This is a genomic window from Haloferax mucosum ATCC BAA-1512 (genome assembly GCF_000337815.1).
Lineage (GTDB): Archaea > Halobacteriota > Halobacteria > Halobacteriales > Haloferacaceae > Haloferax > Haloferax mucosum.
This window is the reverse complement of the sequence record NZ_AOLN01000004.1, coordinates 48,197-62,211: the sequence shown is the minus strand read 5'-3', so window position 1 is coordinate 62,211 and position 14,015 is coordinate 48,197. Positions and strand designations below refer to the sequence as shown.

At 59.2% G+C, this 14,015-nt stretch carries 12 protein-coding genes; 10 read left to right on the top strand and 2 right to left on the bottom strand.

Features of this window, described 5'->3' with window-relative positions; all coding sequences use genetic code 11:
• Positions 1–5 precede the first annotated feature (5 nt).
• The 4 genes from C440_RS02035 (at position 6) to C440_RS02020 (ending at position 5,241) form a co-directional block, all read left to right on the top strand.
• Positions 6–923, top strand: a complete 918-nt coding sequence (locus tag C440_RS02035) for a polysaccharide deacetylase family protein (RefSeq protein WP_008317792.1) — start codon at positions 6–8, stop codon at positions 921–923.
• Positions 924–1,502: 579 nt separating this feature from the next.
• Entirely contained in the window at positions 1,503–2,804 is a 1,302-nt protein-coding gene (locus tag C440_RS02030) for a prenyltransferase/squalene oxidase repeat-containing protein (protein WP_008317791.1), read from the top strand.
• 240 nt (positions 2,805–3,044) lie between these two features.
• Positions 3,045–4,133, top strand: coding sequence for a lipid II:glycine glycyltransferase FemX (locus tag C440_RS02025; RefSeq protein ID WP_008317789.1), 1,089 nt, complete (start codon positions 3,045–3,047; stop codon positions 4,131–4,133).
• Positions 4,134–4,203: 70 nt separating this feature from the next.
• Complete coding sequence (locus tag C440_RS02020; protein WP_049915163.1) at positions 4,204–5,241, top strand: GNAT family N-acetyltransferase; 1,038 nt, start codon at positions 4,204–4,206, stop codon at positions 5,239–5,241.
• Between the two features lie 177 nt (positions 5,242–5,418).
• Here the strand turns inward: C440_RS02020 and C440_RS02015 are convergent, their stop codons facing one another.
• Entirely contained in the window at positions 5,419–5,718 is a 300-nt protein-coding gene (locus C440_RS02015) for a winged helix-turn-helix domain-containing protein (protein ID WP_008317786.1), read from the bottom strand.
• 565 nt (positions 5,719–6,283) lie between these two features.
• Between C440_RS02015 and surE the strand changes: the two genes are divergently transcribed.
• From surE to C440_RS02000, 3 genes are all read left to right on the top strand, one after another.
• A complete protein-coding gene (gene surE, locus C440_RS02010) occupies positions 6,284–7,159 on the top strand; it encodes a 5'/3'-nucleotidase SurE (protein ID WP_008317785.1) in 876 nt (291 codons plus the stop codon).
• Between the two features lie 177 nt (positions 7,160–7,336).
• Positions 7,337–9,091 (top strand): COG1361 family protein, encoded by a 1,755-nt coding sequence (locus C440_RS02005; RefSeq protein WP_008317784.1) that lies wholly within the window; start codon positions 7,337–7,339, stop codon positions 9,089–9,091.
• Positions 9,088–10,266, top strand: coding sequence for an ABC transporter permease (locus C440_RS02000; RefSeq protein WP_008317782.1), 1,179 nt, complete (start codon positions 9,088–9,090; stop codon positions 10,264–10,266). Before C440_RS02005 ends, C440_RS02000 begins: the two co-directional genes overlap by 4 nt.
• A gap of 8 nt (positions 10,267–10,274) precedes the next feature.
• On the opposite strand, the gene C440_RS01995 is transcribed toward C440_RS02000, so the two are convergent.
• Entirely contained in the window at positions 10,275–10,679 is a 405-nt protein-coding gene (locus C440_RS01995) for a CBS domain-containing protein (RefSeq protein ID WP_049915162.1), read from the bottom strand.
• Positions 10,680–10,861: 182 nt separating this feature from the next.
• On the opposite strand from C440_RS01995, the gene msrA reads away from it, so the two are divergent.
• From msrA to C440_RS01980, 3 genes are all read left to right on the top strand, one after another.
• The gene (gene msrA, locus C440_RS01990; RefSeq protein ID WP_049915160.1) at positions 10,862–11,395 is read left to right on the top strand and encodes a peptide-methionine (S)-S-oxide reductase MsrA; all 534 of its coding nucleotides are present in this window, start codon (positions 10,862–10,864) and stop codon (positions 11,393–11,395) included.
• 756 nt (positions 11,396–12,151) lie between these two features.
• The gene (locus C440_RS01985; RefSeq protein WP_049915158.1) at positions 12,152–12,979 is read left to right on the top strand and encodes a ParA family protein; all 828 of its coding nucleotides are present in this window, start codon (positions 12,152–12,154) and stop codon (positions 12,977–12,979) included.
• A complete protein-coding gene (locus tag C440_RS01980) occupies positions 12,972–13,643 on the top strand; it encodes a hypothetical protein (protein ID WP_049915157.1) in 672 nt (223 codons plus the stop codon). Before C440_RS01985 ends, C440_RS01980 begins: the two co-directional genes overlap by 8 nt.
• The last annotated feature ends 372 nt before the right edge of the window (positions 13,644–14,015 follow it).

Genomic DNA, 14,015 nt, shown 5'->3' with positions numbered 1-14,015 from the left:
CGACGATGAGTGAGTTCGCACTCTGCCTGACCCACGACGTGGACCGCCCGTACAAGACCTATCAAGGGCTGTTCTACGCGTTGCAGTCGAATCCGGGCTACCACCTTCGGACGCTCCTCGGCCGCGAAAACCCCTACTGGCAGTTCGAGGACATCATGGCGCTCGAACGCGACCTCGGGGTCAGGTCGTCGTTCTATTTCCTCAACGAGCCGAGTCTCCTCCGAACGGGGACTCTTGCTGACTGGTTCGACCCGAAAAACTGGATCGAACACCTCGGTCGGTACGACATCGAGGCGGAAGCGATAACCGAAGTTATCCACGCGCTCGACGACGGCGGTTGGGAGGTCGGCATCCACGGGTCGTTCAGGTCGTGTGACGATTTCGACCGCCTGCGAACCGAAAAGCGGGAACTCGAATCGGTACTCGGCCGCGACATCCTCGGCGGGCGACAGCACCACCTCAAACTCGGTCCCCGAACGTGGCAGTATCATAGGGAACTCGGGCTGAAGTACGATGCCAGTCCGGGGTCGAGTTCGACACACGGCTTCCAACACGGCTACCGACCGTTTCGGCCGTTCGACGACGAGTTCGTCGTGTTCCCGCTGACGCTGATGGAAGTCTCGCTTCCTGACCCCGGCAGGTCGTTCGAATCGGCGTGGGCCGAGTGCGAACAGTTACTCGTCGAAGCCGAAGCGAACGACGCGGTGATGACTGTGTTGTGGCACCCGCGATATTTCAACGACGACGAATTCCCCGGCTACCGGCGGCTCTATCGGGAAGTCGTCGCGTGGGCGCTCGACCGAGGGGCGTGGGTCGGTCCCGTCGGCGACTACTACCGCGAGTTCCTCGATGATGGAGGTTCGGAGGCGACTCGAACCGGGCGGACTCGTGAGACCGTACAGTCGGAACACGAAGCCGAGTGAGTCGCGGTCGGTCACGTCACCGACGTCTCCCCGACGACACGGTAGATGCGTCCTACTCAGTCTACTCACGGTTTTCATCTGAGTCATCCAGTTCATCGCTCTCGACTTTGTCACCCGTTTCAGTTCGGTCAGCCTACTCAGTCTATCCATGCGATTCAGCTCAGACAGGCTGTTCAGGCTACTCGGTTCGGTCAGTCCGGTCAGGGAATTCAGTCCAGTCACTCAGTTCAGTTTTGTCAGCCAGTTCAGCCCGGTCAATTAGGTCAGTCCGGTCACGTTACTCGGTCTTTTCAGTCTGGTCATGACGGTCAGTTCTTTCAGTGTCCACACCCGCCCCACCCCGTTCACCCCACACAGCGTTTGTATCTGAGACACCCAATTCACGCCGCTCAGTTGGCTCACGTACCTCACGGCTCTCACCGTCGTCGTATCACTCACACAGCTCACGACTTTCACGCGCCGGTGCGGCGATTCGGTCGGGTCGTTCCCGGGTCGGTCCGGTGGTATTCGACGTATAACAAAGCCCGACGCGGGCTTTCCCTCGGGCAGTCAGCCCCCTCAGAGAGGCCATTCTACATCATGACCACATCACCGAAACACGCCTACGAATCCGACGAGCGCGTCGATATCGAACATCTCCGGACGTACGTAGACGTGCTCGACGACGTGCTCGAATACGCCCGCGAACGAGATTACAAAGGGTGGGATTACGGCGACGGGATGAGCAGTCGCGTGTTGCTGTCGATTCCCATCGACAACCGCTGGTTTAACCTCGCGGTCCAAGAGTTCATCAAGCGCTCACCAATCAACGTTCGCCCGCTATTTCTCGTCGAACAGCGGCGGAATTTCAAGGGTATCTCGCTGTTCGCCATGGCGAATCGAACCCGCGCGCAGTTGGCGAACTGGTTCGACGGCGGCGACGACGCTCGGGCGTATCTGGACGACGCGGCGTCACTGACCGAATGGCTCGTGGCGAACCAAGCGAAAGGATACAGCGGCTTCGCCGGAAGCCACCGACACGTCATTCAACACATCTCCGGGCGCAACGGCCCGCGCTCGGGGATTCCGCACTCGCCGAACGTCGTCTCGACGTCCTACGGTGTCAAGGCACTTCTCGCCGGACGCGAGTTTGACCCGGACTATCCGGACATCGCCAAGACTGCCGTCGATGTGATGCTGGAAGACCTGAACTACCGGCTGAAAGACGACGGTGCGGTCATGGATTACTACCTCTCACATCCCAAAGACAGCTACACGCTCAACGCGCTGGCAATCGGTGCGAGACTCTTCGTCGAGTTGTACGACCACTTCGGCGACGAGGAACTCCTCGAACGCGCCGAAAAAGTGTACGACTTCGTGGCGGCGAAACAGACCGACTGCGGCGGGTGGTACTACCGCGAGCCACGGAGCGCGTCGCACCTCTCGATGGACAACCATCACAACGGGTTCATCGTCGAGTGCTTCCAGCGCTACGAACAACTCGTGGGTAGCGGCCGATACGACGAGACGACTGCGCGGGGACTCGACTTCTACGCGCAGGAGTTGTTCGACGGCGACGGCGCGCCCAACTTCGACGAGGAAAACGCCTACCCACGGGACATTCACGCAACCGCACAGGGAATTCTCGTGTTCACCTACGCCGGGCAGTACGACAGGGCAGAACGCGCACTCGACTGGGCGCTAGCGAACATGTACGAACCGGACGAGGGGCGGTTTTACTTCCGAAAACACCGGTTCTACACGAAGCGCATGACGCTCATGCGCTGGTGTCAAGCGTGGATGGCGTACGCGATTGCCGAGTACGTCGCCACGAGACTCGTCGGTGAGCCGACCCACGGCTACGGAATCGACAGCCTGCGGACGCGCGCAGAGACCCCCTGAAAACCGGAACGCGGGTCGAGACATCGTATAGTCGCTACATAACAAATCTCCGGCCGAGCATCACGTTAGTCCGAGAATGCCTTCCGAGATGACACCGGTTGGGAAAGCCCAATCGTGGTACGGACTCCATCCCGAATCGGCTGACAGCGCAGGGACGCTCGGAGCGACTGGACGCTCCGGCCGCACGCAGGAGTTATCAACCACACCCTCGCTACCGGGGCGCTCGCTCATCCGCCGGCCATGACCATCAAAATCACCGAATTCGACCCGGGCCGCCGCGATGAATGGGACCGTTACGTCGAGCAATCGTGTCAGGCGAGTCTCTTTCACCAGTACGACGCTCTCGAACTGCAAGCGAAGTACTCGAATGCGAAGCTACACCTGCTCGTCGGGTTCAAAACCGAAGAGCCGGTCGGGTTGTTTCCCCTCTTCGAGATTCGGAAGGGACCGATCAAAACCGCGTTCTCGCCGCCGCCGAACATCGGCGTTCCGTACCTCGGGCCGGTCATGTTCGACGCCGGGAATATCAAGCGGCGCAAGTTCGAACGCCGGCGAAATCGGTTCATCGAGGGGTGTACCGAGTGGGTGAACTCAGAAATCGGGCCGAACTACACGCACGTCCGCGTCGGCGACTACTACACCGATATGCGAACGTTCCAGTGGGGCGGGTGCGACGTCTCCCCGAAGTACACCTACAACGTCGATTTGACCCGCGGTGAAGACGACCTGCTGATGTCGTTCAGTCGAAGTGCCCGGCGGAACGTCCGCGACGGAGCAGAAATCATCCCGAAAATCGAAGAAGGCAATCGGGACGACATTCGGACCATTCTCACGCTGGTCAAAGACCGATACGAAGAACAAGACATGCAGTTCGACGTGCCGCCACAGTTCGTTCTCGACCTGTACGATTCGCTTCCGGACGGACAGGTCAGGCCGTATGTGTTTCGCTACAACGGGTCGTTCGTGAGCGGAATCGTCGTGCTCCAGTACGGTCGCACCATCTACCGGTGGCTCGGAGGCGTCCGTCCAGAACACGACTTCGGCGTGGACATCAACGACCTCCTCGACTGGCGAATCATGCGCGACGGGATGCAACGAGGGATGGCCCGATACGACCTCGTCGGAGCCAACAACCGACGGCTCAACCAGTACAAGAGCAAGTACAACCCAGACCTCGTCACGTTCTACCAAATCGAACACGGCGCGCTTCCGGTGAGAACCGTCGCACACCTGTACAAAAATCAGCTCGGCCCGCGGCTCGAATCACTCGCCCACGCGGGCGGAAACAGCCTTCCAGCACGGTTGGTTTCGGGGCTTCTCCATCGATGACGACAGCACAGAAAGCAAGCCGAACCCTCACCGCCAGACAGCAATCGACCATCCACACACAATCCAATACATGTCAAATATGCGAATAGAACCACTGAGTCTCGACGCGTGGGCAGACGCACTCCCATCGTCGGGTATCGAAGCGTTTCACACGCCTGCCGTCCTCGCCGCGATAGACGAGCATTTCGACGGCGAAATGCACCTCTTCGGCGTGTTCAAAGGCCAAGAACCGGTCGCACTATTTCCGACATTCGTCCGTAAGAACCCACTCGGACGGGTCGTCGTGTCCCCGCCCCCGTCGATGGCGATTCCCTATATCGGGCCGATACTGATGCCGAACAGTCCGAAGCAGAGCACCTACGAATCGGTCAACCGAGAGTTCGCCGACCTGGTGCTAGACGAACTCGGCGTGCGCGACAAGCGGACGTTCGTCCGCATCCTCTGTTCGCCGTCGTATCTCGACCCGCGGCCGTTCGAGTGGACCGGATTCGCCGTCAAGCCGTCGTTTACCTACCGGCTCGACCTCGCCGACTGGTCTCTCGACGAGATACAGAGTCAGTTCAGTAGCAGTCTCCGACGCGAAATTCGACAGGCGACCGAACTCGACGTGAGCATCGACACCGAAGGAATCGACGGCGCACGGGCCGTCTACGACGACGTCGTGTCCAGATACGACGAACAGGACGAACCGTTCGCAATGCCGTGGGAGTTCGTCGAATCGCTCGTGGAAAACCTCGGCGACCGGTGTCGAGTGTACGTCGCCCGCGACCCCGACGGGAAGTATCTCAGCGGTATGATCGTCCCCTTCTCGGACGAGGCCGCATACTTCTGGCTCGGCGGCGCGCGCGGCGAGTACGACGGCGTCAGCATCAACAGTCTGCTTCACTGGACGATTATCGAAGACATCGTCGAGGACGACGTGCTCGAATCGGTCACCAAGTACGACCTCGTCGGCGCGAACACGGAGCGACTGTGTACCTACAAATCGAAGTTCGGCGGCGAATTGGTGCCGTACTACATCGTCGAATCGACCGGCGTCGGAATGAGTCTCGCAAAGCGGACGTACCAGTTCCTGAGCAAGAGTAGCGAACGAATCGCGCCAAAATAACGACCGCGTCCGCAAGAAGAAGGACGCCGCATTGGCAGAATCTTGGAGATAGTGAAAAGTCCAAGAAATTTAGAATTTGTAGAAATTCTAGACATTGTGAGATTTTGAGAGAGTTTGGAAGCATCGAAACCTCGTAAATTGGAGGCTCGTGCCGAACGACCGGATTCGAGGCCGCTTTCAAGCCATCTGTTGTGCCTCGATAATCCGCCAGAGACTCTCGGCGTCGTCGGTGATGCCGTACACACGACCTTTTCGCCGCTGTTCGGGAACCAATAATTCGACGAGCGAGCGGTCTCGAAGCTCCTGTAGTGCCCGTGAGACGTGCGAAACAGCGCTTTCGGAGTCGGAGGCGATTTGCGTCGGTGTCGCGGGACCGTCAGCAAGTCGGTCAAGGACGGAGACTCGGTATCGGGAACTGATGACGAATCCGATGTCGTCCCACGGGACGTCGTCTGTGGTGCCGCTGACGGAACTCACGCGTCTTTCACCTCGGCTGTGAAGGGGTGTTCGTGAGGCAGTAGACGTGAGGGCGGAGTTCGAAGCGGGAGTTCGTGAAGGCATAGAGAGGTTCGTCGGAGGGTTGTACGGTCGGTTCGGAACGAAGTTTGGAAGGCGGCCAACCGGGAGCGTCGAATCGCATCGGAGCGCCGTCGAAGGGACCACCGGAGACGACGACAAAGAAAACCGAGCGCGAACCCAGTTTGAGACGACGCGGACAGCGAAGCCGAAATCCGGTTGATTAATGGGATATTAACCCCGGTCTCCGCGGGTGCCCGGACTGCCGGTCGTACTGGTTCGGAGCGCATTCATTCGTTAGTACGAACTTAATTACATAAAGTCACCGTTTGAATTATATTCACAGTTTCGTGAGAGTCAGGGTTAAGAGAATAAACGCGGCGACAGATTCTGTCACGTACTCGCGTCACGTGACGGCATTTCGGCTTCTCACGATATCACTCGACGTGTCACGGATGACGATGCCACACACGGTAAGAGCCGAATTCGGAATAGCTACGGCGGCCGACTGGAAACAGGTCGATAGATGAGTGACACCGCGACCCCGCTTCGTATCCTCCTCACTAACGACGACGGTATCGACGCTCCCGGCATCGCGGCGATGCGCGAAGAACTCACCGCCATCGGTGAGGTGACTGTCGTCGCGCCCGCCGAAAACCAAAGCGGCGTCGGTCGCGCCCGCAACGAGCTCGCCGTCCGCCGAGACCACCCGTGGGGCTACGCTCTCGAAGGGACGCCCGCCGACTGCGCGGCGTACGGACTCCGCGGCCTTGACACCGATTTCGACATCGTCGTCTCCGGTATCAACGACGGACCGAACGCGGGCAACTACGTCGTCGGGCGCTCGGGAACGGTGGGTGCAGGCATCGAATCCGCCTTCCTCGGCACCCCGGCTATCGCCGTCTCAAGCTACCACGCCCGGGACTTCTTCTGTCATCCACCCGAGGAGTACGACTTCTCTCGACCCGCCAGAATCGCCCGCGCCGTGACAGAACGCGTCTACGGAACCGGGATTTTCGAGGACGTTGACCTCCTGAACGTGAACGCACCCATCGACGTTCCGAACCCACGAATGCGGGTGACGCGGCCCCACGCCGATTACGACCAGCAAGTCGAACACCGACCCGATTCGGAGGTTCTTCCGGACGGCGACTGCGAACACGACATCGGCGACGACGAAGTGTACGTCCGTCTTCAGGACGTTTCGTGGCCGAACGCCGTTGGGTTCGAGAACCCGTTCCCGCTCGAAGACGAACACAGCAAACGCTACCCCGTCGGCAGTGACCGTCGCTCGATGGTTGACGGTGAAGTGAGCGTCTCACCGCTGGCAGTCCATCACGGACACGCCGACGACCCGAAACTCGCAAGCGTCGTCGAAAGCCTGTCCGAAACAGTCGAGTAAGTCAGTCGGGCGTTTGGTCCGGAATTTGTCGAGTGTTTGTCTGACAACCAGTCAGACAGTTTGTCGAGTGACTCATCGAACAGTTCGTCAAATATCCGTCGAATAGTTCGTCGAGAAAGTTGGCGTTCGTTTCAAACCGGCGGCACGGCTAACCGTTTGGAATGCTAACACAACCCAATGAGACGCCGCGGTCACACCCGAATCACACTTCTCGTCGCCGTGATGCTCCTCGTTTCGGCTGTCGGAGCAGTCGCCGCCGTCCCCGACGCGCGACTCACCGTGAGCGACGTGACAGTCGTACCAGCCACGCCGGTCGTCGGAGAGCAGGTCACGGTCTCCGTCTCGGTTGCCAACTCGGTCGGCAGTCCCGATGCGGCGCGAATTGACGAACTCGAACTGACGGACCCCGTCGAAGACCGAACGACACGAGCGCAGAGATTGGGCGGTCTCTCGCCGGGCGATAGCGTGACCGTCCCGCTTGCGATGACGTTCGAAACGGCAGGGCCGCGAACGCTGACGCTCACCGTCACGGGAACTGACCAAGACGGCGACAGGGTTCGCGTCGAACGACCCGTCCCGATTGCCGTCGAAGACGCACCGCCGCTCATAGACGTGCAAGTCGGTGACGCCGTCGTGGACGCCGAAACGCCGGTCGCGGTCTCGCTTTCGAATCCGACGACGGCCGATATGCGAAACATCGTCGTCTCCGTCGCGTCCGTCGAGGGAAGCGCCGCCGTCGAACGCGCGTCAGTTGCAACCTTGCCCGCGGGAGCGACCGAGATTCGGAATCTGACTGTCGTCCCGGCGGCGACGGGTGAGACGACGGCCGAACTCCGGGTCAACTACACGACCGCCGCTGGAACGGAGCGGACTCGGCTCGTCTCGGTCCCGCTTCAGGTGGCCGAATTCGACGACGACGTGCAACTGACGCTCAGACCGATTCGAGAGGATGACGACGCGGCGGCCGCACCCGACATCACGTCACTGCTCGCCGGCGGTGCAGGCGGTGCGGGCGCGCTCGGCGGCGGCGTGACCGACGGGGCGGGTGACGATTCGACGGCGCCGACCGGTTTGTTCGAAGTCGTCGTGACCAATTTCGGGTCGGCACCAGTTTCGGACGTCGTCATCGAACCGACGAGCGCGGCCGAGTCACTGCCGCGCCTGTCGATTCCGGGACCGATAGCGCCCGGTGAGTCCGCGACCGCAACGCTCGACCTCTCCGAGGTTCGGCAGTCTGGAGCGCTCACGCTGACGGCATCGTACCGAGTGGGAACCCAACTGGGCGGCGCGACGAAGACCATCGAGTACCGGCCCGCTGTCGCCGACCTCGTCGTGACCGACCTCGACGTGCGTGTCGATGACGGCGAACTGCGGGTTCTCGGAAACGTCGCTAATCAGGGCCGTGGCGACGCGGTGGGCGTCGTCGTGAAACTCGCCGACAGCGAGACGGTCCAAGCGACCTACCCACAGCGTGATTACTTCGTCGGACGAGTCGCGCCGAGCGATTTTGCACCGTTCGAGCTTACCGGGTCCGTCGGAGGCGAAGCGACCAACGTGACCGTCGTCGTTCGGTACACCGTCGATGGGGTCGTCGTCGTCCGCGAAACCGTGTTAGACCTCCCGAGCGGTGACCAGTCCGGCGGCTTCGCTGTCGGCGGTCTAGTCGGCGGAAACGTCGGTTCCGCGGGGGCCGTCGGTGCGGTCGGAAGCGCTGAAAAACTCGATGAGGAGTCCAGTTCCGAGTCTAAAGCGACCGGACTCGGTGGTCCCGGGACCGACGGTGACGCCGGAACCAAAGCCGGGTTCGAACGCAGTGTGACGGCGAAGAGCGTCCTCGCCATCGTTCTCGTGACAGCTCTCGTCTTACCGGTGGCCGCGGCGGTGCAACTCCGGAGACGCGAGGCGTCGTCGGAGCCGGTCGAATCGAGATGAGCCGTCTCGACAGACATCTCGGGCGCGTCGGAACGACGGCCGAGAGCGTGCACGCCGCCTCGTACCTCGCCCGCCGAAACCTCGCGCGAAACGGGCTTCGCTCGACACTCGCCATTCTCGGCATCATCATCGGCGTGTTCGCCATCGCAACGCTCGGCATCCTCGGAAGCGTCATTCAACTCACCGCCGCGGACGCCCTCGGCGGTCTCGGCGACCAGGTTATTATCTCGCCGAATGCCGACGCCGGTATCGAGCGACTGACCGACCGCGACGTCGCAACGATTACCCGAGCAGTCGGAAGCGACGCGACGGTCACTCCAGTCGTGACCGGCGGGTCGTTGGTCGAACGAGGCGAGGCCAGGGTCTTCGCGGCGCTGTACGCCGTCGAACGACCGAGTGACATCTTCGTTGCCGGCGCGGGCGAGTTACCAGAGCGCCATCGGCACGGAGCAATCGTCGGAAGCGACGTCGCGGCCGACCTCGGCGTGGACGTCGGCAGGACGATCACGATCGAAGGGCGCGAATACCGCGTTATCGCCGTTCTCGCCGAGTCGGACGGACTCAATCTCCTCCAACCGGACGGTGCCGTATTGATTCCGCGAAGCGCGTTCGCTGACGAATCGTACACGCAAGTCATCGTTCGCGCGGAATCGGGAAGCGAGGCGGCCGCCGCCGCGGACGCGGTTCGAAGCGCGTTGAACGCTCGGACAGAGCGTGTTAGCATTCTCGAACTCTCACAAATCGTCGCGCGAATCGACCAGTTTTTCGGATTGTTGAACGCGTTTCTCATCGCAATCGGTGCCGTCTCGCTCGTCGTCGCGGGTGTGAGCATCCTGAACGTGATGCTGATGAGCGTCTCGGAGCGTCGCGGTGAAATCGGCGTGCTCCGGGCGGTGGGCATCCAACGGGAGCAAGTCCTCTGGACGGTTCTCGTCGAGGCCGGACTCCTCGGATTGGTTGGTGGCGTCGTCGGCGCGGTCGTGAGCGGACTCGTCGCGCTCGGCTTGTTCCTCGTCGTTCCCGAGGTAACACTCCCGGTTGTGCTGAACGTTCGAACCGCGGGCTACCTCGGATTCGCCGTCTTTTTCGGCGTCGTCGTCAGCCTGTCGAGCGGTCTCTATCCGGCGTGGCGGGCCGCGAACGAACAACCAGTACAGGCGCTCCGCGTCAAGTAACAGGTGGTTTACGAGACGGCAAACTGTTCCGGCTGTGAAAGGTAGGCGGCGAGGTCCGAGGTCGTGACGATGCCGATGACGCCTTCGGATTCGTCAACTACGGGCATGTGGTGGAACCCGTGTTTCGTCAGCGAGTCCGCGACCGCGACGATAGAGTCCTGTGCAGCAGCGGTGACAACATCCGTCGTCATGTACCGAGAGACGGTCGTCTGCGCTTTCGGTTGGCTCTTTGCGACGATACGAACGAAGTCCGTCGTCGTCAGAATTCCTTCGAGATGATTCGATTCGTCAACGACGATGACAGAGCTAATGTTGTTGTCCAACATCAACTGTGCCGCGTCTTCAACCAGCGTGTCGGGACGCACAGTGTGGAGACTCGTGGACATGAGCCTCGCAACAAACACATCTTCCATGGTAGTTGCTAACAGACATTGATGATAAATGTTGGTGTCCCGTACATTCACGGTGGGTTTCTCGACGGACAGACAGGTACCGATGCTTTTGGGTTGGTTCAGACGTGGGTCGCCTGTACGACGACACCGGATTCGACTGCCCCCGCCGCGGGGCTTAATTTGTCCGCGGCGTAACCAGCAGTATGGGACGTACACAAATGGCGACGTTCGGCGGTGGCTGTTTCTGGTGTGTCGAAGCCGCGTTCAAAGAACTCGACGGCATCGGCGAAGTTACGTCAGGATACGCTGGCGGGGAAGTCGAAAACCCGACCTACGAGCAGGTTTGCTCTGGAACGACCGGCCACGCCGAAGTCGTGCAAATCGAATACGACCCCGATGTCGTCGAGTACGACGAGTTATTGGAGGTGTTCTTCGCCGTTCACGACCCGACGCAACTCAACCGTCAAGGGCCGGACGTCGGGACGCAGTATCGGTCGGTCGTGTTCCATCACGATGCGGACCAAAAACGGCAGGCGGCCGCCTACATCGAAGCGCTCGACGAAGCGTACGACGACGATGTCGTAACCGAGCTATCTCCGCTAGAGACGTTCTACGAAGCCGAACCGTATCATCAAGACTACTTCGAGAAGAACCCGAACGACGCGTACTGCCAGTTCCACGCGAGTCCGAAAATCGAGAAAGTCCGCGAGAAGTTTGCGGACAAGCTCGCCAACTGATTGAAGGGCGGAACGGGGTGACCCAACAACACCACTCTGTCCGCAGTATCTTTTTGTTATAACCCGTGAACGTCGGGGTTTCGGGATTGGCGAATACAGCGATGGCAACACTTCTGAGAGTGTCCAAAACGTGTGAAGAGCGTGTAGTGTGTGAAAGTCGCAGAAAGCTAGCAGTGTGAGAAATTTTCGGAGGTTTAGAGATGTTCAAGAGTTGTAAGCAATTCACAGATTTCGGGATTTGTAGAAATTTTAGAATTTTCTACCGTGCGTGCGGTCGAGCGAAGGTCCGACAGCGAAAAATTCTACAATTTTTGATCTATGTGGGAATCGTGGAATGTGGGGTGCCAGACGGGAACTTGACTGTGTAGAACGTTCAGAAATTGTGAAATTTTTAGACTGTAGAAGGTGTGTGAACACTCCAGAGGTTGTAAACATGGAAGGCAGTGCGCACAGGAGACAGAGTCCACAGTTGGAACACAGACAAGCACCCGTATTGAGACAAAATAGTTGTGGGACTGGTCCGAATTTTGAGAATTATGCAAATTTTAGAATTTGTAGACATCTCTAACAGTCCTAACATCTCCAACTGTTCAAAAGTCGTGGATACAATTATGTACCAACGCGAAGAAGGTGATTTCGAACCTCCAAATGCCTACGCAGTCCGCAATACAGACACGGTTTGCGCCAGATAGACAGTTGACACACTCTACACATTGCAGAAATTGTGGAAGTTTCACCCAATGGGAGGACCGATAGATGTCACGAGCAGTGAGCGTCTCGCTCCAGAAAGGTGGCGTCGGGAAGACCACGATTGCGATCAATCTCGCGGACGCACTCGCGGCGCGAGAAAACGACGTTCTCCTCGTTGACCTCGACCAGCAGGGAAACGCGACTGAGGGTGTCGGACTGAAAGACGCCTACGAGTCGGCAAGCCCGAACATCGGCGACGTGTTGACCGACGACGACCCAATCGACGTGCGAGAGGTCATCCACGACCGCGAGCGGTTCGACGTCCTACCCGCACACGTCGATTTAGATGATATCGAAGACCGCGTTCGGAACTCGACGTTCGGGGTGTTGTGGGTACGCCGCCGCATCGTTGATCCGCTACTCGACGACGGGACGTACGACTACATCGTTATCGACTCGCCGCCGAGTCTCGGGCCGCTTTCCGACGCGGCACTCATCGGAACCGGAAACGTCGTCGTTCCACTGCTGATGAGCGAACCCAGCGTGAGCGGCTTCGAACGGATGTTCGAACAACAAATCGGACCCATTCGACGCGAGGTCGATCTCGACATTCTCGCAATCGTCCCTAACGACCTCACCGGAAATAACGAAGAACGTCGAATCATCCGCGACCTCGAATCGTCGCCATTCCAGAAGTTCATTCCACGATTCGCGCAGTCGGACCTATTCGAAGACCCCGAATCGAAAGGGCCTGGAATTAGACACCGAATCGCCTTCAGCCGCGCGTGGCGTGACGGGAAGACACTTCGAGAGTACGACCCTGAGAACGATATGCTCGATCGGTTAGACGAACTCGCAGAAATTGTCGAACGCGGAGGCCGAGACGATGCCTAAGGAGAACCGATTCGCCGGACTCGGTGAGGTGATGGAGTCCGAAGACGGGACAGAGTCAGATCAAGAAACCGAAGAGACTGAAGAAATCGAAGAAGTCAAGCGGACTGAAGAAACCGACGAGGTGACTGCCGACGGCGAATCCAGTGATACCGAGACGCCGAACGACACCGAACCGGAAGTCGAATCCGAATCGGATAGCAACTCGTCCGAACCCGACAGTACAGGACAGGCCGAAACGTCCGAACCGAACGACGAAATCGGGTCCGCGGAAGGTAGCAACGCCGATAGCAACTCGCAGTCCCAAAAAAGAGATTCGACGAGCGACGCAGACGCAGAGGACGATACCGAAGCGGCTCCAAAAGGTACACCAGAACCAGAATCAGAGCCAGAACCAGAGCCAGAACCAGAGCCAGAGCCAGAATCAAAACTAGAAGGCGGACCTGCCTTCGAGTTCGAAGAGACCACCGCGAAGAGCGTCTATGTCCGGGATGCGACGCTCGACCAGATGGATGACGCCGAGTTCGAAGTCGAATCACTACTCCGGCGGGAACACGATATCCGTGACTTGACCGGTCGTGAATTTCACGATGCGCTCGTCCGCGTTGCCTCGACGTATCCAAGCGAGATCGTCGAGACGATTCTCGAAAGCCGAGACGAACAGTAACTCGACGCTCCAAGCTTCAGCCCTTACAGAACAGCGGACATCGTGGTGTCTAGCGAATATTGTGCGACGACGGTGTACCAACTAATCGAGGTTCACCGAGAAACGTCAGTAGAGGAAGCGGAGAATCGACACGCGACGAGAGATAGTACACCACTTTGTCCGCAGTAATCGAGCGGAGACACGACCAAAAAGAGGGATTCTGTCGTTCGAACAAATCGAATAGGAGGAGAATTATTGTTCTCGGCGTGAACACCACGGTGTCCGTAGTTATTCCGGGGTGTTGGTGGTAAGAGACGTCGAAACGTGACGACACAGACACCACGGTGTCCGCTGTTCTGTGTGAGAAGTCGATAGCTAAGAGACAAAACGAGG